We start from the raw sequence: 22,324 nt of genomic DNA, 5'->3' as shown, positions 1-22,324 counted from the left end.
CGATGGCGGACGACGACAAGCTGCGCGAGTACCTCAAGGCCACGCTCGGCGAGCTGCGCCGGACGCGGGCCCGGCTGCAGGAGCTGGAGGACGCGCGCTCCGAGCCGATCGCGGTCGTGTCGGGCGCCTGCCGGCTGCCCGGCGGGGTGCGGACCCCGGAAGACCTGTGGCGGCTGGTGGCCGAGGGCCGCGACGCGATCGCGCCCTTCCCGGTCGACCGCGGCTGGCCGCTGGACGCGCTGTTCGACGACGACGCCGACCGGGTCGGCACCACCTACGCCACTGAGGGCGGATTCCTCGACGAGGCGGGCGGCTTCGACGCGGCGCTGTTCGGCATCTCCCCACGCGAGGCACTGGCGATCGACCCCCAGCAGCGGCAGCTGCTGGAACTGGCCTGGGAGGCCTTCGAACGGGGGCGGATCGACCCGACCTCGCTCCGCGGCGCCCCGGTCGGCGTCTACGCGGGCCTGATGTACCACGACTACGCGGCGAACCGGATCACGCTGCCGGAGGGACTGGAGGGCTACTTCGGGATCGGCAACTCGGGCAGCGTCGCCTCGGGCCGGATCTCCTACACCCTGGGCCTGCAGGGTCCGGCGCTCACCGTGGACACGGCGTGCTCGTCGTCGCTGGTGGCGGTCCACCTCGCGGTTCGGTCCCTGCGCTCGGGGGAGACCGACCTCGCGCTCGCCGGTGGCGCCGCGATCATGGGCACCCCCGAGGTGTTCGTGGACTTCGCCCGCCAGCGCGGCCTGGCCCGCGACGGGCGCTGCAAGGCGTTCGCCGACGGCGCGGACGGCACCGGCCTGGCCGAGGGCGCCGGGCTCCTGCTGCTGGAGCGCCTCTCCGACGCCCGCCGCCACGGCCACCCGGTGCTCGCGGTGATCCGCGGGACCGCGGTCAACCAGGACGGGGCCTCGGCCGGGCTCACGGCACCGAACGGCCCGTCGCAGGAGCGGGTCATCCGCGCCGCGCTGACCGACGCGGGCCTGACCACCGCCGACGTCGACCTGGTCGAGGCGCACGGCACGGGCACACCGCTCGGGGACCCGATCGAGGCCCAGGCCGTCCTCGCCACCTACGGGCAGGGCCGCAGCCCGCGGCGGCCCGTCCACCTGGGCTCGGTCAAGTCCAACCTCGGCCACACCCAGGCCGCGGCGGGGGTCGCCGGGATCCTGAAGGTGATCGGCGCGCTGCGCCACCGGACGCTGCCCAGGACCCTGCACGCCGAGATGCCGACGTCGAAGGTCGACTGGTCCGACGGCGACGTGGCGCTGCTCACCGAGAACAGGGACTGGGCCTCGCCGGACGGGCCCCGGCGGGCGGCCGTGTCCTCGTTCGGGGTGAGCGGGACGAACGCCCACGTCGTGCTCGAGGAGGTGACGCCCGAGGAGGCGCCCCGCACGGCACCGACGGGCGCGCCGGTGCCGCTCGCGATCTCCGGGCGATCCGCTGCGGCACTGCGGGCCCAGGCGGAACGCCTGCTCGCCGTCGCCGACCGGGACCCGCGCGCCCTCGGGTTCGGCCTCGCGACCACTCGGGCCGCCCTCGACGAGCGCGCGGTCGTGGTCGCGGCGAGCGCCGAGCGGACCGCCTCGGGCCTGCGCGCGCTCGCCGGCTCCCGGCCCGCGGCGAACCTGGTGACCGGCCGCGCGGACGTCGACGGTCGCACCGTCCTGGTCTTTCCCGGTCAGGGTGCCCAGTGGTCCGGGATGGGCGCCGCGTTGCTCGACGAGTCTCCCGTGTTCGCCCACGCCTTCGACGAGGCGGCCGCGGCCCTGGCCGAGCTGGTCGACTGGGACCCGGTGGCCCAGGTGCGGGCGGTGCCCGGACCGACCCGGGTCGACGTCGTCCAACCGCTGTCCTTCGCCGTGGCCGTGGGGCTGGCCGCGCTGTGGCGGGCCCACGGCGTGGTGCCGGACGCGGTCGTCGGCCACTCCCAGGGCGAGATCGCCGCGGCGTACGTGGCGGGCGTCCTGTCCCTGTCGGACGCGGCCCGGGTCGTCGTCGCGCGCAGTCGTGCCATCGCCGCGGGCCCGGCCGGGGGCGGCGGGATGCTGGCGGTCGGACTGCCCGAGGCGCTGGCGCGGAACCGGGCCGCGGGGCGGGCCGAGGTCGCCGCGGTGAACGGACCCTCGTCGGTGGTGCTCGCGGGCGAGCGGGCGGCCCTCGACGACCTGGCCACCGAACTCGACGCGGCGGGGGTGCGGGTCCGTCGCATCCCGGTCGACTACGCCTCGCACACCGCCGCGGTGGACCACACCGAGACGGAGATCCTGCGGGCTCTCGACGGGCTGCGACCGGGGCGGCCGCTCGTGCCCTTCTACTCCACGGTCGACGGGCGTTGGGTGCGGCCGGGCGAGCTCGACGGCGACTACTGGTACCGGAACCTGCGCCGGACCGTCCGGTTCGCCGAGGCGGTCGAGGCACTGGTCGCGGACGGGCACCGGGCGTTCGTCGAGGTCAGTCCGCACGCCGTGCTGACCGGCGCGATCGAGGAGGCGCTCGACGCGGCGGGCGAGCCGTCGGTGGTGACCGGGACGCTGCGCCGCGACGACGGCGGCCTCGACCGGTTCCTCGCCTCGGCCGCACAGCTCTGGATCCGTGGGGTCCCGGTGGACCTGCGGCCCGCGTTCGGTGCCGAACCCCCCGGGCCGGTCGACCTCCCCACCTACCCGTTCCGTCACGAGCGGTACTGGCTGCGCCCCGGCGACGGCCGGAACCTCCACCACCCCCTGCTCGACGCCGTGGTCTCGCTGCCCGAGACCGGTGGCGCGGTCGGATCGGGGGTCCTCTCCCTGTCCCGGCACCCCTGGCTGGCCGATCATGCGGTCGAGGGCCGGGTCCTGCTCCCCGCCACCGGGCTGCTGGAGCTCGTGCTGCCCGCAGCCGAGGAGTCCGGGTCCCCGGTCGTGGAGGAGCTGCTGGTCGAGGAGCCGCTGACGCTGCCGGACCGCGGCGCGGTCGAGGTCCGGGTGACCGTGGGCGAGGTCGACGGCACGGGCAGGCGTCCGGTCGGCGTCCATGCCCGACGACAGGACGGCCCGGACGACTGGACCCGCCACGCCCGCGGCTACCTCGGTGTCGGCGAGCACCCGCCCGGACAGGTCCTCGCGGACCCCGGGGAGCGGATCGCGCTCGACGCCTTCTACACCGACCTCGGTGACCGGGGGTACGGGTACGGCCCCGCCTTCCGCGGTCTGCGGGCGGCGTGGCGGACGACCGACGCGGACGAGATCGTCGTCGACGTCGCCCTGCCCGCGGAGGCGGTGACCGACGGTCCCCCGTTCGTCGTGCACCCTGCGCTGCTCGACGCGGCCCTGCAGGCCACCAGCCTCGTGCGGCCCGCCGAGGCCCGCCGTCGGTTGCTCCCCTTCGCCTGGGAGGGCGTGCGGGTACACGCGACCGGGGCCACCGCCCTGCGGGTGCGCGTGCGGCGGCTCGGCCAGGACGTCTTCGCACTCGTGGCCACGGACCCGGCGGGCGGGCTCGTGGCGACGGTCGAGGCGCTGACACTGCGGCCCGCCGCGGAGGCGACCCTGCGGCCCGCCGCGGAGGCGACCCTGCGGCCCGCCGCGGAGGCGGGACCGGCCCCGGTCGACGACCTGTACCGGGTCGTGTGGCGCCCGCTCGTCCTGGCAGGCGCGTCGGCCACGGACCTGCCGCCCGTCGTCGACCTCACCGCCGCGGACCCGGGAGCACCGCCCGCCGCCGCCCGGGCCGCCGCGACGACCGTGCTCGACGCGCTGCGCGCCGTCGAGGGTCCGGTGGTCGTCGTGACCGGCGCGGACCTCGACGACCCGGTCACCGGGGGCGTGTGGGGCCTGGTGCGCACCGCGCAGTCGGAGGAGCCCGGCCGGATCACGCTGGTCGCCGCCGCGGACGCCGCGGACCCCCTGCTGCCCGCCGTCGTCGCGTCGGGGGAGCCGCAGGTGCTGCTCCGCGCAGGCGAGGCCTTCGTGCCCCGGCTCGCCCGCGCGTCCGCCGGGGGCGCCGGTCGCCCGTGGGACCCCGACGGGACGGTGCTGATCACCGGCGGCACGGGCACCCTCGGAACCGCCGTGGCCCGGCACGTCGCCCGCACCCGTGGCGTCCGGCACCTCGTGCTCGTCGGCCGCACGGCGACGGAGGACCCCGCGCTGCGGGCCGAGCTGGCCGAGATCGGCACGCAGGTGCGGTTCGCCGCGGCCGACGTCGCCGACCGGGCGGCACTGGCGGCCGTGCTCGCCGCGGTCCCCGCAGGCCATCCGCTGACGGCGGTGGTCCACGCGGCGGGTGTGCTCGACGACGGCGTGCTGACCGCACTGACTCCCGAGCGGGTGGACGCGGTGTTCCGGCCCAAGGTCGACGGCGCCTGGAACCTGCACGAGCTGACCCGGGACGCCGACCTGGCGGACCTGGTGCTGTTCTCCTCGGGCGCCGGCACGTTCGGCACCCCGGGGCAGGGGAACTACGCGGCGGCCAACGGGTTCCTCGACGGGCTCGCCGCCCTGCGCCGCGCCGCGGACCTCCCCGCCGTCTCGCTGGCCTGGGGGTTGTGGTCGGAGACCAGCGGCCTCACGGCCGGGGCGGACCGCCGCCGGCTCGACCGCGCGGGGCTGCGCGGGCTCTCGACGGAGGAGGCGCTCGCGCTCTTCGACGCGGGCCTGGGCGGTGCGGACCCGGTGGTGCTGCCGACCCGTTTCGACGTCGCGGCCCTGCGCGGACAGGCAGCGGACGGGACGTTGCCCGTCCTTCTGAGAGACCTCGTCCGGGCCCCGCGCCCCACCGCCCCCACGGGCGCCGCCGGGACGCCGTCCGCACCCCCGGTGTCGCTGCGGGACCGACTCTCGGAGCGGACCGACGCCGACCGGGTGCGCGAGCTCGTCGAGCTGGTCCGCAGGCAGACCGCGGCGGTGCTCGGCCACGCCGACATCGACGCCGTGGCCGCCACCCAGGCCTTCCGTGAGGCCGGGTTCGACTCGCTCGCCGCCGTCGAACTGCGCAACCGGCTGGCCGCCGCGGCCGGGGTGGCACTGCCCGCGACGGTGGTCTTCGACCATCCGACGCCCACGGCGCTCGCCCGGCGGCTACGCGACGAGCTGTGGGGCGAGCCCGCACCGGACGTGCCGGCGGCCGCGGCGCCGGGCGAGATCGACCTCATCGAGTCCATGCAGGTCGACGACCTGATCGCACGAGCGTTGGGAGGTGCCGGCCGATGACCGACGACCGGTTGGTGGCGGCTCTGCGGGCCGCGTTGGTGGAGAACGAGCGGCTGCGCAGCGGCGCGGTGACGCGCGCGGAGCCCATCGCCGTCGTGGCGGCGGCCTGCCGGCTGCCCGGCGGTGTCCGTTCACCGGAGGACCTGTGGGAGCTCGTCGCCGCGGGCCGGGACGCGGTCGCGGAGTTCCCGACCGACCGCGGCTGGGACGTCGAGGCCCTCTACGACCCCGACCCCGGCGCGGCGGGCCGCTCGTACGTCCGGGAGGGCGGCTTCGTCGACGGCGCGGGGGACTTCGACGCCGGCTTCTTCGGCATCTCCCCGCGCGAGGCGCTGGCGATGGACCCGCAGCAGCGGTTGCTGCTCGAGCTGTCCTGGGAGCTCGTGGAACGGGCCGGCATCGACCCCACGTCGCTGCAGGGCAGCGACACCGGGGTCTACACCGGTGTGATGTACCACGACTACGCCTCCGGACTGCGCGAGGTGCCCGAAGGGTTGGAGGGCTTCCTCGGTACGGGCAACTCCGGGAGCGTGGTGTCCGGGCGGGTCGCCTACACCCTCGGCCTGCAGGGGCCCGCGATCACGGTGGACACGGCCTGCTCCTCCTCGCTGGTCGGCGTGCATCTCGCGGCGCAGGCGCTGCGGGCCGGCGAGTGCTCGCTCGCACTGGCCGGCGGTGTCGCCCTCCTCTTCGGACCCGCGCCGTTCGTCGAGTTCTCCCGCCAGCGCGGGCTGGCCCCGGACGGACGCTGCAAGGCCTTCGCCGACGCCGCGGACGGCACCGGCTGGGCCGAGGGGGCCGCGGTGCTCCTGCTCGAACGCCTGTCCGACGCCCACCGCAACGGCCACCCCGTGCTGGGGCTCGTCCGGGGCTCCGCGGTCAACCAGGACGGCGCGTCGAACGGGCTCACCGCCCCGAACGGGCCCGCCCAGCAGCGGGTGATCACGCGGGCGCTCGCCGATGCCGGACTCGGCCCGGCCGACGTCGACGCCGTCGAGGGGCACGGGACGGGGACCACGCTGGGCGACCCGATCGAGGCCCAGGCCCTGCTGGCCACCTACGGGCGCGACCGGCCCGCCGACCGGCCCCTGCTGCTCGGCTCGCTCAAGTCCAACATCGGCCACACCCAGGCGGCCGCCGGGGTCGCGGGGATCATCAAGATCCTCGAGGCGCTGCGGCACGGTGTCCTGCCGGCCACCCTGCACGTGGACCGGCCGTCGTCACAGGTGGACTGGTCCGGCGGCGCGGTCGAGCTGCTCACCGAGGCACGGCGGTGGCGACCGGGTGGGAGCCCGCGTCGGGCCGGTGTGTCGTCCTTCGGGGTCAGCGGCACGAACGCGCACGTGATCGTGGAGGAGGCCCCGCCCGGGCCCGTGGACGACGGCCCGACGGGCCCGCCACCCGAGACGGTCCCGCTCGCGGTGTCCGGCGTCGACGGCGAGGGACTCCGGGCCCAGGCCGCCCGGCTCGCGGACGCCCTGGACGTCGGAGAGGCCGGGCTCGCCGACGTCGCCCTGTCCCTCGCCACCGACCGGGCGGCTCTGGCCCACCGCGCCGTCGTCGTCGCCGGGTCCCGCGCGGAGGCGGTCTCGGGGCTGCGTGCGTTGGCCGTGGGCGACCCGGCCCCCCGGTTGGTCACCGGGTCCGCCCGGGTCGACGGCCGGATCGCCCTGGTCCTGCCCGGCCAGGGCGCGCAGTGGGAGGGCATGGGCGCCGAGCTCCTGACCTGGCCGCGCTTCGCCGAGGTGGTCGACGAGGTGGCCACGGCGCTGCGCCCGCACGTCGACTGGGACCTGCGCGCGGTGCTGACCCGGGCACCGGGCGCTCCCGGTCTGGACCGGGTGGAGGTGGTCCAGCCGGCGTCGTTCGCGGTCGGGGTGGCGCTGGCCCGGCTCTGGGAGTCCTTCGGGCTCCGCTCGGACGCGGTCGTGGGCCACTCACAGGGCGAGATCGCCGCCGCCACCGTGGCCGGTGCCCTGTCGCTCGCCGAGGGCGCGCTCGTCGTCGCGGCGCGCAGCAGGCTGATCGGGCAGACGCTGTCCGGGCACGGGGGCATGGCCTCGCTGGCACTCACCCCCGACGAGGTCGCGGACCGGCTCCGGCACCGGGCGGGCGAGCTCGAGATCGCTGCGGTGAACAGCCCGCGGTCCGTCGTCGTCGCCGGTGATCCCGACGCGGTGCGCGAGCTGGTCGCCGAGGTCGACGCCGAGGGCGGCCGGGCCCGGCCGGTCCCCGTCGACTACGCCTCGCACACCGCCCACGTCGAGAAGATCGAGACCGAGCTGCGCGAGGCGCTGGCGAGTGTGCGCCCGCAGGCGTCGACCATCCCCTTCTACTCGACCGTCGAGGGGGCCTGGGTCGACGGCACGGCCCTCGACGCGGACTACTGGTACCGCAACCTCCGACGACCCGTCGGCTTCGCCGACGCCACGTCGGCGCTGGTCGCACAGGGCTACCGGGTGTTCGTCGAGGCCGGCGCCCACCCCGTCCTGACCAGTGCGGTCCAGGAGAGCCTCGACGGGACCGGCGCGGTCGCGGCCGTGACCGGCTCCCTGCGCCGCGACGGCGGCGGACCCGCTCGCTTCCTGACCTCGCTGGCCACCCTGCACGTCCACGGGGTGCCCGTGGACTGGTCCCCGTTGTACGCGGGCACGTCCACCCGCCCGACCACCCTGCCCACCTACGCCTTCCAGCGCCGACGGTACTGGCTCGATTCGGAGAGTCCCCAGGTGACGACCACACCCCGACCGGAGACCGACACCGTGACCGACACCGACACCGACACCGACACCCTGACCGCCGGGCCGGATCTGGCCGTGCTCCCCGAGGACGAGCTCGTGGCCGCGCTGACCGAGATCGTGCGCGCCGCCGCCGCCGCGGTCCTCGGGCACCCCGGGCCCGAGGCCGTCGCACCGGACGCGGTGTTCTTCGAGACGGGGTTCACGTCCCTGACCGCGGTGGAGGTGCGGGACCGGCTGGCGGCGCGGACGGGCCTGGAGCTGCCCTCGCTGCTGATCTTCGACCACCCCACGCCGCAGCTGCTCGCCGACCACCTCGCACAGGAGCTCGCCGATGTTCGACGTTGACCGCTATCTCGCCGTTCTCGGGCAGCCGAGTCGCCCCGAACCGACCCGCGAGGCGCTCGCCCTGCTGCACCGCCGCCACCTGGCGACCCTGCCGTACGACAGCTCGCTCAACGCGGGCCGGGGGCTCGACCTGTGGGCCGGGATCGACATCGACGTCGACGCGGTCTTCGACGAGATCGTCACCGGAGATCGCGGCGGCGTCTGCTACGAGCTCAACGGCCTGTTCCGGGAGCTGCTGGCCCGGCTCGGCTACGAGGTGGGAGTGCTCGCGGCCGGGATCCGGCAGGCCGACGGCTCGTTCGGCCCGGACCTCGAGCACGTCCTGTCCTTCGCACGGGTCGAGGGCGAGCTGCTGCTGGTCGACGTCGGGTTCGTCGGGCCCTCCTACCTCGAGCCACTGCGGGTGAGCGAGCAGGTCCAGCACCAGTCGGGCGCCGACTTCCGGGTCGTCCCCGACGGCGGCTACCAGGTGGTGCAGCGGCGTGGCCGCGTCGGTGACTGGCAGCCCGTCTACCGGCTGCACACCGACCCTCGCGACCTGGCCGAGTGGCAGCGGCCGGACACCGGGCTGGAGGAGTTCGCCCGCCTCCTCGCCGGTGCGGGCACGGTCGTGCGGGGCCGGGCCACCGACAACGGCCAGAAGATCCTCATCGGGCGCAGGCTGCTCGTCGTCGACGACGGGAAGGACACACTGCGCGGACTGGTGACGCAGACGGACCTGGACGAGGCCGTGGCGGACATCCTGCGCCGCCCGAGGTGAGCGGGCCGCTGCAGGCCGACGTCGTCGTGGTCGGCTTCGGCCCGGTGGGGCAGGTGGCGACCCTGCTGCTGGCGCGCCCCGGACGCCGGATCGTGGTGCTCGAGCGTTGGCCCCGGCCCTACCCGATGCCGCGCGCGGTCTCCTTCGACGGCGAGTCGGGCCGGATCCTCGCCGCCACCGGCATCGGTGACCGGCTCGCCGAGGTCACGGAGCCCTCCCGGGACTACGTCTGGCAGAACGGCGCGGGCACCGTCCTGTTCGAGGTCGACGTCTCCGATCGCGGCCGGTCGGGCCACCCGGACTCCAGCGCGGTGTACCAGCCGGGCCTCGAGTCGGCCCTGGCCGAGCGCGCCGAGTCGTCGCCAGGGGTCACCGTGCTGCGGGGCCACGAGGTGATCGCCCTCGACCAGGACGCCGACCGGGTACGGGTGGTGACCGCGGGGCCGGACCCGCTCGAGGTCGAGGCCTCGTGGCTCGTCGGGTGCGACGGGGCCAACAGCACCGTGCGCGCGGCCCTCGACCTCCCCGTGACCGACTTCGGCTACTTCGACGACTGGCTGACCTGCGACGTCACCGTGCACGACGGACGGGTCCTCGAGCCGAACAACCTGCAGGTCTGCGACCCCGCCCGCCCGCGCACCGCGGTGTCGGCAGGACCCGGTCACCGGCGGTGGGAGTTCATGCGGCTGCCCGACGAGGACCCGGCGGACTTCGGCACGGCCGACTCGGCGTGGCGGCTGCTGGGGCTGTTCGGGCTCGACCCGGGCAACGCCACCCTCGACCGGCACGCCGTCTACACGTTCCAGGCGCGGTTCGCGAACGACTGGCGCTCCGGGCGGGTCCTGCTCGCCGGGGACGCCGCGCACCTGATGCCGCCGTTCGCCGGGCAGGGCATGTGCTCGGGGCTGCGGGACGCAGCGAACCTCGCGTGGAAGCTCGACCTCGTCCTGCGGGGCGCGGCCGCCGACTCGCTGCTGGACAGCTACACCGTCGAACGCCGGGCGCACGTGCAGCACGCCATCGGCATGTCGATGAACCTCGGCCGGGTCATCTGCCAGACCGACCCGAAGGCCGCCGCGGACCGCGACACGGCGATGGCAGCCGCGGCCGCGCGCCGGCGCGGGACACCGGCCGAACCCGCGGTCACCGCGCTGACCCGAGGCGTGCTCCGCAGGGACCCCACCGGGCTGGGCGGCGTGCTCGGCCCCCAGGGAACGGTCACGCGCGACGGCGTGACCGGGCTGTTCGACGACGTTGTCGGCACCGGGTTCGTCCTGCTGTCGACGCTGCCGGTCGAGGAGCTCCTCGATCCGGCACGGCGCACCCGGCTCGCCGGGCTCGGTGCCCACCTGGTGCAGGTCGCCCCGGCCGGGAGCGACGCCGCGGGCGTGCTCCAGGACCACGACGACGTGTACCTGCCGCTGTTGGCCGACGCCGGCGCGGTCGCCGCGCTGGTCCGTCCGGACTTCTACCTCTTCGGCGGGGCGAGCGACACGACCGGGGCGCGAGCCCTCGTCGACGACCTCCTCATCCACCTCGGTTCGGAAAGGCTCTCCCCGGTATGACCCCCCTGGCCCCCGTGCTGCCGACCGACCCGCTCGGTGCTGCCGCCGCGCGCATCGCCGCCGCCACCGCGCGACCCGCGCTCCAACAGCCCGACTGGCCCGACCCGGGCCGGGTCTCGGCGGTCCGTCGTGCCCTGGCGCTCATGCCGCCGCTCGTCGCCGCCGACGAGGTCGACGGTCTGCGCACCCACCTCGCCGAGGTCGCGCGCGGCGAGGCCCTCGTCGTACACGGCGGTGACTGCGCGGAGACCTTCGACGGCAACACCCGCGAGCACCTGCTGGGCAACCTCGCGACGCTGGGCGCCGTCGCCGACGTGCTGCGCGGCGGCGCGACCACCCCGGTCGTGCGGATCGCCCGGATGGCGGGGCAGTACGCCAAGCCGCGCTCGAACTCCTCGGACGCCGACGGCCTGCCGGTCTACCGGGGGGACATCGTCAACTCGGCGACCGGGACGCGCGCCGCCCGCGCGGCCGACCCCCAGCGGATGCTGCGCGCGTACGCGGACGCGGCGAGCGTCCTGGACCGCATCCGGACGCACCCGCAGGAGGTGTTCGCCGGTCACGAGGCGCTGCTGCTGGACTACGAGTCCGCCCTGGTCCGACGCTCCACGGCCGGCCTCTACGGGGGATCGGGTCACTTCCTCTGGATCGGCGAACGCACCCGGCACGTCGACGGCGCGCACGTCGCCCTGCTCCGCCTGCTGGACAACCCGATCGGGATCAAGATCGGGCCGGGAGCGACACCCTCCGAGGTCCTGACCTACCTGGGGCTGCTCGACCCGGGCCGCCTCCCGGGGCGGCTCTCGCTGATCGTCCGGATGGGCGCCGAGCGGGTGGCGGAGGCGCTCCCGCCGATCCTGGCGGCCGTCGCGGCCACCGGACACCCGGTCGCGTGGTTGTGCGATCCGCTGCACGCCAACACCGAGACCTCCGCCTCGGGGCTGAAGACCCGCCGGCTGGACCGCGTGCTGGCCGAGGTGCGCGCCTACGCCGCGGCGCACCGGGCAGCGCGCACCCACCCCGGCGGGCTGCACCTCGAGCTCACCGGTGACGACGTCACCGAGTGCGTCGGCGGTGCCGTCGCACCCGGTGACCTCGCCGACCGCTATCGCACCGCCTGCGACCCGCGGCTCAACCGCCCGCAGGCGGTCGAGGTCGCCGCGGTCGCCGCGCACGAGTTCGGCTGAACGGCCCCGCTCACGCGCTCGTCGCCTGCTGCTGGGGGGCGGTGCGCGAGGGGCGCAGGATGGCCGCGGCCAGGCCCACTCCCACGAGGGTGACCGCTGCGGCCACCCATCCGGCGAGCCGTAGTCCCGCGACGACGGCGTCCGGGGTCGCGTCGGGTTCCAGTCCGACGCTCGCCACGGCGACCAGGGCGGCGAGGCCGACCGCGGAGCCGAGGTACTGCGAGGTCGAGGCCAGGGCGGAGGCGACGCCCTGCTGGTCGGGTGCGACGCCGGTGGAGACGGAGACGAACAGCGGTGGGAACGCGAGCCCGGCGGAGGTGCCCCAGAGCAGCACGCCGGGCAGGACGGCCCAGTAGGAGCCGCCGACCGACATGCCGAGGGCGAGCACCACCAGTGAGGCGGTCACGCCGGTCATGCCGATGACGAGGGTGCTGCGGATGCCGAGCCTGCCCAGCAGCAGGGGGACCAGTGTCATCGATGCGAGCAGGCTGCAGATGCTGAGTGGCAGGAAGGCGAAGCCCGCGGTCAGCGGGGAGTAGCCCAGGACCGTCTGGAGGTAGGTGGTGAACAGGTAGTACTGGGTGCCGACGGTTCCCATGAACACGAAGATCACCGCGGTGGCGGCGACGACGTTGCGGTTGCGGAACAGGCGCAGGGGCACGAGCGGGTCGCGGGTGCGGGACTCCACGAGCACGAACAGGCCCACCAGCACGAGACCGAGTACGAGCGCGCCGACGCCGCGCGGGGTGAGCCAGCCGATCTCCGGACCCGAGACCAGGCCGAGCACGACGAGGGTGAACCCCGCGGTGGCGAGGACGGCGCCGGGCAGGTCGAACCCGCCGGCACTCGTCGTGTGGTCGCGGCTGAGCAGGGTCGGCGTCGCGGCGAGCGCGATGGCCATCAGGGGCACGTTGACGAAGAAGACCCATTCCCAGCCGAGCAGGCTGGTGAGCACCCCGCCGCCGAGGGCGCCGACCGCGGCGCCGGTCGCGCCCGCGGCTCCCCAGACCGCGAGGGCCTTGTTGCGTGCGGGGCCCTCCGCGAAGTGCGCGGTGACGAGCTTGAGGGTGGACGGGGTCAGCAGCGCCGCACCGAGCCCCTGTACCGCGCGGGCGAGCACGAGCACGGTCGGGCCGCTCGCGAGGCCCGCGACCAGCGAGGACAGTCCGAAGACCACGAGCCCGGCGACGAACATGCGCCGCGCTCCCAGCCGGTCCGCGGCCCGCCCGCCGAGCAGGAGGAAGCCGCCGAGGACGACGGTGTAGGCGCTGACGACGGTCTGCAGTGACTGTTCGGTGAAGCCGAGGTCGCGGCCGATCTCCGGCAGCGCGACGAAGACGATGTCGAAGTCGATCGCGGTCATGAACTGGGCGAACGCGAGCAGGGCCAGGGTGAGCCCCGGCCGGGGGACGGTGCGGGACGGAGCGGTGGACACGGGGGTCCCTTCGTCGAGACGGGTGTGCGTCTCGCAGCATCGGTGGGCAGCGCGACCGGCAGTAGAGGGAACATTCGGGTCGCTTGGGGAACAGCGATGTGACCGTCCTGGTCGGCGCGGGCCCGACGACGTCGCTGTGGCCCGGATCACCGAACGTGCCCGGCCGGTGACCATGGGATGAGCCCGCGATGGGCGTCGCCGCCGATGCTGACCTGCGACGGCGACCCCGAGCAGGTGAGGACGGACGATGCCCGACACACCCGTGCGGTGCGACCGGTGAGCATCCTGGCGATCGACATCGGCGGGACGAAGGTGGCCCTGCGTCGCGAGGGAGCCGGAACCCCACCGCACGAGACGGTCGTGCGGTGGTCAGAGGGGGCGAGCAGGTCCGACGATCTCGCCCTCCTACGCGCAGCGGTGGCCACGATGGGGAGCGGATCCCGCGCCGTCGGCGTGTCCCTCCCCGCGACCGTCGCCGTGTCGGGGACCGTGACGAGCTGGCCGAACCGCCCGAGCTGGGTGGGCCTGGACTGGGCCGGGTTCGTCGCGGATCTGTTCCCCGCGACCCCCACCGCGACCGCGGACGACGGAGATCTCGCGGCGCTGGCCGAGGCCGAGCACGCCGGCCGGTCGGATGTGGTCTACCTCGGGGTGGGGACCGGTGTGGGTGGCGGGATCGTCTCCGACGGCCGGCTGCTCCCTCGGTCGGGACGCGGATCCTGCGAGGTGGGGCACATGATCGTCGCGCTCGACGGCCCACGGTGCGACTGCGGCAGACGCGGATGCCTGCAGGGGATCGCATCCGGGCCCGCGGTGCTGCGGGCCGCGGGCGCCGCGTTCGGACAGGAGACCGGCCCTGAGCAGCTGCTCGACGGATGGCGCGCCGGTGCCCCGTGGGCGGACGGGGCGGTCCGGGCGGCGGGTCGGGCGTTGGCCGCCGCGGTCATCGGGGTGGGGGAGCTGCTGCGGGTCGATCTCGCCGTGATCGGCGGAGGGTTCGCCGCCGGTGTCACGGACCTGGCAGCCGTCGTCGCGGACGAGGTGGCGGGACACGCGCGGGTGGGGCATCCCGTCCCGGAGGTACGTGCGGCCGCGCTCGGGGGGACGTCGTCCCTCCACGGGGCGCTGTCGCTGGCCAGGTCCCTCCGGGCCGAGGCCGTGCCGTGAGCCCGGCTCCCGGGCCCGCGTTGGCGGCGGCTCGCCCCTGGCTGGTCCCCGTGCGTGACGTCGACCCCGCGGCGCCGTTGCTCCTGTGCTTCCCGCACGCGGGCGGTACCGCCGCCTACTTCCACCGCTGGTCGGTCGAGCTGGCGCCGGACGTGGCGGCCCTCCCCGTCCACTATCCGGGGCGTTTCGACCGCCGGTCCGAGGCCGCCCCCGACGACCTCATGACCCTCGCCACCGCGGTGGCCGATGTCGTCGCGCCGCTCGCCACGTCGCGGCGCACCGTCCTGTTCGGGCACAGCATGGGCGCCGTGGTCGCCCACGAGGTGAGCCGGGTGCTGCAGGCCCGCGGTGCACCGTGCGCCGCCCTGGTGGTGTCCGGACGACGGTCACCGCGGCCGGCCTGCACCGAGCGGTTGCCGGCCGACGACGAGGCCGTGCTCGCGGACGTCCGGCGGCTCGGCGGCCGCGGAACGGCGTTGCTCGACGATCCGGACGTGCGCGCGGCCTTCCTCCCGGTCATCCGCGGTGACTACCGGCTCCTGGACCGCCACCGGTTCCGGCCGGGCCCGCCGCTGGACATCCCGGTCACAGCGGTCGTCGGGGACGCCGACCCCCGCGCGACGGCCGCCGACGCGCACGGGTGGGGCGCTGTCACGACGGGGCCCTTCCGGCTGTTCACCCGCCCCGGCGGGCACTTCTACCTCGACAGCGACACACCGTTCCTGTTCGAGATGGTCAGGAGACTGCTCGACTGACCTGCTCCCGAGCCGATCCCGGCGCCGGGTGGTGGCTCCGATGGCCGTGTCGGCCGTGTCGATGGGCCGAGTGGACGAGCGATGACCCGGCGATGGGCGGTGGATGGGCCGCGGATCGGAGCATGGGCTCGACCGTCTGCGTCACCTGCGGTCCGACCTCGGGACGACACGTCCCGGACGAAGGGAGTCCTCCATGCGCGTCGCACTCGGTGTCCTGTCGGTACTCGGCGCGATCGCCTTCCTCGCCATCGGCGGCGGCAAGATCGTCTCGACGGCGACGTTCGTGGACCAGCTGGGTCTGCCGGCGGCGCTGGTGGTGGTCATCGGACTGCTCGAGGTCGCGGGCGCGCTCGGCCTGCTGGTGGGGCTCCGCGTGCGTGCCATCGGACTCGCCGCGTCCACCGGCCTCCTGCTCCTGCTCCTGGGCGCGGTCGGCTTCCACCTGCTGCGCGGTGACCTGATCCCGGCAGGCACGTCCGCGCTCTTCCTGCTCGTGGTCGCGGGCGCGCTGACGGCGCTCCACACGCTCCTGGCGCGTCCGGTGTCCGCTGCCCGGACGACCACGGAGCCCGCAGCCTGACCCTTCCGGGTACGGGAACCGGCGGTACCGCAACCGCGAAGGCCGCCCGGCCCGGTCTTAGTGTCTACCCTGCTCGCCCTGCTCGGCCCCGGAACGCAGTCGAGTGCCCAGTACTCGCAGCGGCGTGGAGCCGGAGGCCGGGGCATGGAAGGTCTGGTCGATGGCGGCGGTCATGCCAGTCTCATTGATGGCGACCAGTGTCGATGGTGCCGTGGACTCGCAGGGGCCCACGGTGAGGACTCCGCGGCCTGGTGTCGCAGCGGTCCCGGACGTCATGAGCCAGGGCTGTCCGATCGACCGTGCTTGCGTGAAGATCATTTACTGATCGATTGGCGCAATCGTGGAGCAAGGATGGTGAACGGGGCCGAGTTCGTTGGTATCGAACGGCGCCGTACTGCGCCACGTGACCTTGAACCGCCCCGGTCTTGATGGAGGCTCTGAACCCACGGAAGGGTTGGAGTCATGCCAGCGCCGAAGAAGTACCCCGATGAGATTCGGGAGCGGTCGGTCCGGTTGGTCCTGGACCTGGTCGAGGGCGAGGAGCAGGTGAACGTGACCGCGGCGTGCACCCGGGTCGGGGAGCAGCTGGGGATCAATCGGGACACGTTGCGGGGCTGGGTCAAACAAGTCCAGATCGATCAGGGCGTGCGGGCGGGGACGTCGACCTCGGAGCGGGACCGGATCCGGGCTCTGGAGAAGGAGAACGCTGAGCTGCGGCGGGCGAACGCGATTCTCCGCACGGCGTCGGCTTTCTTCGCGGCGGAGCTCGACCGCCCCAGCGGCAGCAAGTGATCGACTACATCGACACCCATCGCGACCGGTTCGGGGTCGAGCCGATCTGCACAGTGCTGGCCGCGGCCGGCGTGCCGATCGCCCCGCAGCTACTACGCGGCCAAGACCCGTCCGCTCTCGTTGCGGGCGCGCCGCGATGAGGTCCTCAAGGTTGAGATCGGGCGGGTGTTCGCCGAGAACTACCGGGTCTATGGGGCGGACAAGATCTGGGCCGCGCTCAACCGGGAAGGCACCCGGGTGGCGCGCTGCACCGTCGAGCGCCTGATGCGTGAGCTCGGGATTCGCGGTGCGGTCCGGGGCCGCACGGTGCGCACCACGGTTGTCGAGCACGGCGCGCAGCGGCCGGCGGATCTGGTTGAACGCCGGTTCCGGGCGCCAGGGCCCAACCGGTTGTGGGTGGCGGATCTGACCTACCTGCGCACGTTCTCGGGCTGGGTCTATGCCGCGTTCGTCGTCGATGTGTATTCCCGGATGGTGGTCGGCTGGCAACTGGCCCGGCATCTGCGCACCGACCTGGCCCTCGACGCTCTGGAGATGGCGTTGTGGCGTCGTGAGCTGCAACAGGCCGACATCTCGGGGCTGGTGCACCACTCCGATCGCGGGGTGCAATATCTGGCGATCCGCTACACCGAACGCCTCGCCGAGGCAGGCGCGGTCGGGTCGGTCGGTAGTCGCGGGGACTCCTACGACAATGCTCTGGCGGAGAGTTTCAACGGCCTGTTCAAGACCGAGTTGATCCGTCCGCGGGGCCCGTGGCGCGGCGTGGACGACCTCGAGATCGCCACCCTTGAGTACATCGACTGGTTCAACCATCGGCGCCTGCACGGCCAACTCGGGATGATCACACCGACCGAAGCCGAAGCCACCTACTACCGCAATCACGCCCCGCAGCAGCATGCTGAACGGGCAGAACCCAGCCTCCACTGAACCCGGGGCGGTTCAGGACGAGGTCCTCGTCCACGCCCGCGGCCCGGCAGACGGTGCCCCGCCCCGGCGTCCGGGGCGTCGACTCAGACGCGCGGATGAGGCGGGACGTAAAGGCCCTCCCGTTCGGCACGGACTGCGGCGAGTGTGCGCGTCGGTGCCTCGAGTTTGTCGAGGATGTGCTCGAGGTGGGCCGCCACGGTGCGGGGAGCCACCGCCAACGCGTGTGCGATCTCGTGATTGGAGCACCCCTCCACCAGCAGGCCCAAGACCTGGAGCTCACGCGGAGTCAACCCCCGGAGCCCGGATCCGGGGGTCAGCAGGGCGAGGCCGGTCAACGCCGGCGGGGTGTCCTCGGGCGCCCTGAGGGCGGTCACGCGCACGTGCCCGCCGGTCGTGGCCGGCCCGTTCGCCGGCCAGAGGAACGAGGAGTGCACGTACCCGTCGTCGATGCGCTCGCGGGCGACGGTCAGAACGGGCGAGGACGGGCTCAGCAGCGGGTCGTCCGCAAGACCCGGCAAGGGTCGGTAGCCCCCGTCGCGGCAGAGCAGGACACCGGCCGTGGCTCCGCGCACCAGACCTACGGCACTCAGGAGCGACCGCATCGGGTCGATGCCGTGTGCGAGAACAGGCCCGAGCCGACCGAGTCTGCGTCGCGTGACCGGGGACGGTGGATGCCGGTCGTCCGACAGCAGCGCCAGAAAGCCGACGTGCCGGCCCGTTGATGTGAAGAGGCCCAGGGCCAGCGCTTCGTTGATCCCGGACGGGGTCAGGAACTCGCCCCATGTCGCTAGCTCCTGTGCAGGGCAGGACAGGTACGACGGGCTCAGCGGGGGGCGTGCCCGATCCGTTGCGGTGACCTCGATGTCGCGTGCCGTGAGTGGCCCGGAGAGGAACTCCACGATCGGGCGGTCGAGGTCGAGGCTGGCCACGGAGTGGTACCCACTACCCGCCGGGTCGGCGAGCGCCAACCAGGCACCGTCGAACGGGACGAGCAGTCGCAGTGCCTCGAGAAGGTTCTGCGCACGTTCCGGGGTGGTGCCGGGCGAGGAGGCAGCCTCGGCCAGGAGCAGCTCTCCGGCCCGGTGCGAGCCCATGTGTCCTCCCAGGATGGTGCCTGTGGCTTCGCCCGCGCACCGGATGGCTGCCCGGTCGATGGGGACGGGTGGGGCGGGGCACCGGTCTTCTCGTCGGTCGCTTGGATGCGGGCGGAGCCACTACCCGGGGCGGGGCGAGGGAAACCCGCGGGCCGGAACGTCCCCCCGCCACGCGGCCCACGGTAGGACGTGGTGAGGGCCCGCGACCGCCTCTCATACCGGCCGGTCTGCCGCGCCGGTATCGGCAGGTCTGCCACTACCGGGCCTCGCGCTGCCGCCGCTGCAATGGGGATTCGCCGGGCCGGTGGCGGTCGGGTACATCGACGACGAAGGAGGCCGGCGTGCGAGCAGTGGTCTACGAGGGCCCGCGGCAGATCAGTGTCAAGGACGTCCCGGACGCGCGGATCGAGCGTCCGACCGATGTCCTGGTGCAGATCACGTCGACGAACATCTGCGGCTCCGATCTGCACATGTACGAGGGCCGGACCGACTTCGAGCCCGGTCGTTGGTTCGGGCACGAGAACCTGGGCCAGGTGATCGAGGTCGGTGACGGGGTCGACAAGGTTCGGGTGGGGGAGTACGTCGTCCTGCCGTTCAACATCGCCTGCGGGCACTGTAAGAACTGCGAACGGGGGCTCACGAACTACTGCCTGACCGCGCAGCCCGAGCCGAGCATGGCCGGCGCCGCCTACGGCTTCGCCGACATGGGCCCTTGGGCGGGCGGCCAGGCCGAGCTGCTCCGCGTGCCGTGGGGCGACTTCAATTGCCTGCGGCTGGGGGAGGACGCCCAGGAGCGTCAGGCCGACTACGTGATGCTCTCCGACATCTTCCCGACGGGCTACCACGCCACCGAGATGGCGGTTGTCGAGCCCGGTGATCAGACCGTCATCTACGGCGCAGGGCCCGTCGGCCTGATGGCCGCGCTCTCGGCGACCATCCGGGGGGCGAGCAAGGTGATGGTCGTCGACCGGCACCCCGACCGGCTGCGCCTCGCGGAGTCGATCGGCGCGATCCCCATCGACGACTCCACGGTGGATCCGGTACAGGCCGTCCTCGACGAGACGATGGGGCTCGGTGCGGACAACGGCTGCGAGTGCGTGGGCTACCAGGCGCACGACCCCTCCGGGGACGAACAGCCGAACCTCACCATGAACCGCCTGGTCGCCTCGGTGCGCTTCACCGGGAGGATCGGCACTGTCGGCGTCTTCGTCCCGCAGGACCCGGGTGCCTCCGACGACCTGGCCAGGCAGGGCAGGATCGCCTTCGACTTCGGCACGTTCTGGTTCAAGGGCCAGCACGTCGGCAGCGGCCAGGCGCCGGTCAAACGGTACAACCGCCGGCTGCGCGATCTGATCGCGGCGGGCAAGACCGAGCCGTCCTTCGTCGTGAGCCACGAGCTGCCCCTCGACCGGGCGCCGGAGGCCTACGAACACTTCGACAAGCGGGAGGACGGCTGGACGAAGGTCGTCCTGCACCCGGTGGGGAGCTGACATGGCAGGGGAGCTGGACGGACGCCGGGTCGCCATCCTGGCCGCCGACGGCGTCGAACGGGTGGAGCTCGAGCGTCCGCGTCGGGCGCTGGACGATGCCGGGGCCCGCACCGAGGTCGTCTCGATCGAGAACGGAGACATCGCCGCCCGCAACAACGATCTGGAGGACGCCGGGACCTTCGGCGTCGATCGCCTGGTGGGGGAGGCCTCGGTGGAGGACTACGACGCGCTGCTGCTGCCCGGCGGCACCGTCAACCCGGACAAGCTGCGGATGGAACCGGCCGCGGTCGCGTTCGTGCGGGACTTCGTGCAGTCCGGCAAGCCGGTGGCCTCGATCTGCCACGGTCCGTGGAACTTCGTCGAGGCGGACGTCGCCCGGGGCAGGCGGCTGACGTCGTTCCCGAGCATCCGCACGGACCTGCGCAACGCCGGGGCGGAGGTGGTCGACGAGCAGGTCGTCACCGACGGCAACCTCACGACGAGCCGCTCGCCCGACGATCTGCCCGCGTTCTGCGAGCGCATCGTGGCCGAGTTCGCCGGGCAGGCCGCCAGGACGGGAGGCCGCTCGTGACCACCACACTCGGGAACGTGGCCTCCGTGGCCGCTCGCGCGGGCGGCAGCGTCATCCGGCAGGTCAGATCCATCGTGGATCCGTCGTCCGCTCGCCCGGCGGGCGCCGACCGGCCGGCGTCCGGGTGGCTCGTCGTGACCCTTGCTGGCGAGCCGTCCGAGATCGATGTCGATCAGCTGCCCGCATTCCTGGCCCGGTTCGGCGACCAGCTGGAGGTGCGGGTCCGCGCCGCGCCCGGCGGCAGGAGGACCGAGTTCGCGGCCCGCCTGCGCGGCCGACCCTTCGGCAGCACGGCGGCCCGGCTGAGCGGCACCGACCCGCAGGCGGACCTGCGCTCCGCGCTGCGACGCGCGAAACAGGTCGTCGAGGTGGGCGAGGTGCTGGTGGTCGACCCCGCACCGCACGGCGACCGCACGGCGACCCCCGGCGGGACGCTGCTCGAGATGTGGACCAGAGCGGCGCCGAAGGCGGGTGTGCGATGAAGGCCGTGACGTGGCGCGGAGTCAACGAGATCGGCGTCGAGGACGTCGCCGAGCCCACAATGCTCAACGTTCACGACATCATCGTCGAGGTGGGGCTGAGCGCGACCTGCGGCTCGGATCTGCACCTGGTGGGGGGTTACATCCCGGCCATGCGGGCGGGTGACGTGCTCGGGCACGAGTTCATGGGCACGGTCGCCGAGGTCGGGCCCGGCGTGACGAAGCACCGGGTGGGTGACCGGGTGGTCGTGGTGTCGTTCATCGGCTGCGGGCAGTGCCGGTACTGCCGGGAGGGCCTGTGGTCGCTGTGCGACAACGGCAACCCGAACCCCGGGCTGACCGAGGCGATGTGGGGCCAGTCCATCGGCGGTTGCTTCTGCTACTCGCACGCGCTGGGTGGGTGGGCGGGTAGTCACGCGCGTTACATCCGGGTCCCCTACGCCGACCACGGGGCGTTCACCGTCCCGGACGGTGTCTCCGACGAACGGGCGCTGTTCGCCTCCGACGCGGCGCCGACGGGCTGGACGGGGGCTCACCAGGCCGGGGTGCGGCCGGGTGACGTCGTCGCGGTGTGGGGTGCCGGCGGGGTGGGCCAGATGGCTGCCCGGGCCGCCATGGTGATGGGTGCCGAGCGCGTCGTCGTCATCGACCGCTTCGACAACCGCCTGCAGCAGGTGCGTACCCACATCGGCGCGGAGACCCTCGACTACGAGGAGGTGGACGTGCCCGCCGAGCTGCGCGAGCTGACCGGCGGGCGGGGACCGGACGTCTGTATCGAGGCGGTGGGCATGGAGGCGCATCACTCCGGCCCGCAGTACCTCTACGACCAGGTCAAACAGCAGATGCGGCTGCAGACCGACCGGCCCACCGCGGTGCGGGAGGCGATCTACGCGTGCCGTAAGGGCGGGACGGTGTTCACCCTCGGCGTCTTCGCCGGCGTGGTGGACAAGTTCCCCCTCGGTGCGGTGATGAACAAGGCGCTGACCCTGCGTGGCGCCCAGCAGCACGGGCACCGCTACCTGCCGGAGATCCTCGACCTGATGAGCCGCGGCGAGGTGCGGACCGAACACCTCGCCACCCACGTGATGCCGCTCGACGACGGCCCCGCCGGCTACCGGATGTTCAAGGAGAAGGAGGACGGATGCGTCCGCGCGGTGTTCCGCCCGGGTGGGTGACGGGCCTGGGCGGCCGGTACCGCTGCGACACCCCGAGCAGGACGGCCCCGACGACGATGG

At 74.0% G+C, this 22,324-nt stretch carries 12 protein-coding genes, 3 pseudogenes and 1 other annotated feature; of the genes and pseudogenes, 13 read left to right on the top strand and 2 right to left on the bottom strand.

Translation table 11 applies throughout. The features are described from left to right. Positions 1 to 2 precede the first annotated feature (2 nt). From KPL60_RS08285 to KPL60_RS08265, 5 genes and pseudogenes are all read left to right on the top strand, one after another. A pseudogene (locus KPL60_RS08285) lies at positions 3 to 5,201 on the top strand (type I polyketide synthase); the annotation flags it as partial. A gap of 5 nt (positions 5,202 to 5,206) precedes the next feature. Beyond that, a pseudogene (locus KPL60_RS08280) lies at positions 5,207 to 8,287 on the top strand (type I polyketide synthase); the annotation flags it as partial. Further along, complete coding sequence (locus KPL60_RS08275; RefSeq protein ID WP_226356559.1) at positions 8,274 to 9,047, top strand: arylamine N-acetyltransferase; 774 nt, start codon at positions 8,274 to 8,276, stop codon at positions 9,045 to 9,047. The pseudogene KPL60_RS08280 and the gene KPL60_RS08275, both read left to right, overlap by 14 nt. After that, positions 9,044 to 10,612 carry a bifunctional 3-(3-hydroxy-phenyl)propionate/3-hydroxycinnamic acid hydroxylase gene (locus tag KPL60_RS08270; protein WP_226365451.1) on the top strand — a complete coding sequence of 523 codons (1,569 nt, stop codon included), beginning with the start codon at positions 9,044 to 9,046 and terminating at the stop codon, positions 10,610 to 10,612. Before KPL60_RS08275 ends, KPL60_RS08270 begins: the two co-directional genes overlap by 4 nt. Further along, positions 10,609 to 11,799, top strand: coding sequence for a 3-deoxy-7-phosphoheptulonate synthase (locus KPL60_RS08265; RefSeq protein ID WP_226365450.1), 1,191 nt, complete (start codon positions 10,609 to 10,611; stop codon positions 11,797 to 11,799). Before KPL60_RS08270 ends, KPL60_RS08265 begins: the two co-directional genes overlap by 4 nt. A gap of 10 nt (positions 11,800 to 11,809) precedes the next feature. Here the strand turns inward: KPL60_RS08265 and KPL60_RS08260 are convergent, their stop codons facing one another. Continuing rightward, a complete protein-coding gene (locus tag KPL60_RS08260) occupies positions 11,810 to 13,234 on the bottom strand; it encodes an MFS transporter (RefSeq protein WP_226365449.1) in 1,425 nt (474 codons plus the stop codon). 276 nt (positions 13,235 to 13,510) lie between these two features. Between KPL60_RS08260 and KPL60_RS08255 the strand changes: the two genes are divergently transcribed. From KPL60_RS08255 to KPL60_RS08240, 4 genes and pseudogenes are all read left to right on the top strand, one after another. Further along, positions 13,511 to 14,401: an ROK family protein gene (locus KPL60_RS08255; RefSeq protein ID WP_226365448.1), complete on the top strand. Its 891-nt coding sequence runs from the start codon at positions 13,511 to 13,513 to the stop codon at positions 14,399 to 14,401. A 50-nt stretch (positions 14,402 to 14,451) separates the two neighbouring features. Then, positions 14,452 to 15,156 carry a thioesterase II family protein gene (locus KPL60_RS08250; RefSeq protein WP_226365447.1) on the top strand — a complete coding sequence of 235 codons (705 nt, stop codon included), beginning with the start codon at positions 14,452 to 14,454 and terminating at the stop codon, positions 15,154 to 15,156. Positions 15,157 to 15,349: 193 nt separating this feature from the next. Then, positions 15,350 to 15,736: a DoxX family protein gene (locus KPL60_RS08245; RefSeq protein ID WP_226365446.1), complete on the top strand. Its 387-nt coding sequence runs from the start codon at positions 15,350 to 15,352 to the stop codon at positions 15,734 to 15,736. A 462-nt stretch (positions 15,737 to 16,198) separates the two neighbouring features. After that, a pseudogene (locus KPL60_RS08240) lies at positions 16,199 to 17,455 on the top strand (IS3 family transposase). Beyond that, positions 16,483 to 16,614 (top strand) — a sequence feature (AL1L pseudoknot). Its footprint overlaps the pseudogene before it by 132 nt. Before the next feature lie 83 nt (positions 17,456 to 17,538). Here KPL60_RS08240 and KPL60_RS08235 read toward each other — a convergent pair. Then, positions 17,539 to 18,549 (bottom strand): response regulator transcription factor, encoded by a 1,011-nt coding sequence (locus KPL60_RS08235; protein WP_226365445.1) that lies wholly within the window; start codon positions 18,547 to 18,549, stop codon positions 17,539 to 17,541. 341 nt (positions 18,550 to 18,890) lie between these two features. Here KPL60_RS08235 and KPL60_RS08230 point away from each other — a divergent pair, with 341 nt between their 5' ends. The 4 genes from KPL60_RS08230 to KPL60_RS08215 are packed head-to-tail and all read left to right on the top strand — an operon-like array spanning position 18,891 to position 22,264. After that, the gene (locus tag KPL60_RS08230) at positions 18,891 to 20,039 is read left to right on the top strand and encodes a glutathione-independent formaldehyde dehydrogenase (protein WP_226365444.1); all 1,149 of its coding nucleotides are present in this window, start codon (positions 18,891 to 18,893) and stop codon (positions 20,037 to 20,039) included. A 1-nt stretch (position 20,040) separates the two neighbouring features. Then, positions 20,041 to 20,610, top strand: a complete 570-nt coding sequence (locus KPL60_RS08225; protein ID WP_226365443.1) for a type 1 glutamine amidotransferase domain-containing protein — start codon at positions 20,041 to 20,043, stop codon at positions 20,608 to 20,610. After that, positions 20,607 to 21,092 (top strand): hypothetical protein, encoded by a 486-nt coding sequence (locus tag KPL60_RS08220; RefSeq protein WP_226365442.1) that lies wholly within the window; start codon positions 20,607 to 20,609, stop codon positions 21,090 to 21,092. The genes KPL60_RS08225 and KPL60_RS08220 overlap by 4 nt, the downstream gene beginning before the upstream one ends. Beyond that, the gene (locus KPL60_RS08215; protein ID WP_226365441.1) at positions 21,089 to 22,264 is read left to right on the top strand and encodes a zinc-dependent alcohol dehydrogenase; all 1,176 of its coding nucleotides are present in this window, start codon (positions 21,089 to 21,091) and stop codon (positions 22,262 to 22,264) included. Before KPL60_RS08220 ends, KPL60_RS08215 begins: the two co-directional genes overlap by 4 nt. The last annotated feature ends 60 nt before the right edge of the window (positions 22,265 to 22,324 follow it).

Source organism: Pseudonocardia sp. ICBG162 (genome assembly GCF_020496225.1).
Classification (GTDB): Bacteria; Actinomycetota; Actinomycetes; order Mycobacteriales; family Pseudonocardiaceae; genus Pseudonocardia; species Pseudonocardia alni.
The sequence above is the reverse complement of the archived record's forward strand: the minus strand, read 5'-3'. Positions and strand labels throughout refer to the sequence as shown.

Coding starts and splice junctions, on each gene's coding strand:
- KPL60_RS08275 (WP_226356559.1), top strand. CDS start 8,274: ATGTTCGACGTTGACCGCTATCTCGCCGTTCTCGGGCAGCCGAGTCGC.
- KPL60_RS08235 (WP_226365445.1), bottom strand. CDS start 18,549: ATGGGCTCGCACCGGGCCGGAGAGCTGCTCCTGGCCGAGGCTGCCTCC.
- KPL60_RS08245 (WP_226365446.1), top strand. CDS start 15,350: ATGCGCGTCGCACTCGGTGTCCTGTCGGTACTCGGCGCGATCGCCTTC.
- KPL60_RS08225 (WP_226365443.1), top strand. CDS start 20,041: ATGGCAGGGGAGCTGGACGGACGCCGGGTCGCCATCCTGGCCGCCGAC.
- KPL60_RS08215 (WP_226365441.1), top strand. CDS start 21,089: ATGAAGGCCGTGACGTGGCGCGGAGTCAACGAGATCGGCGTCGAGGAC.
- KPL60_RS08265 (WP_226365450.1), top strand. CDS start 10,609: ATGACCCCCCTGGCCCCCGTGCTGCCGACCGACCCGCTCGGTGCTGCC.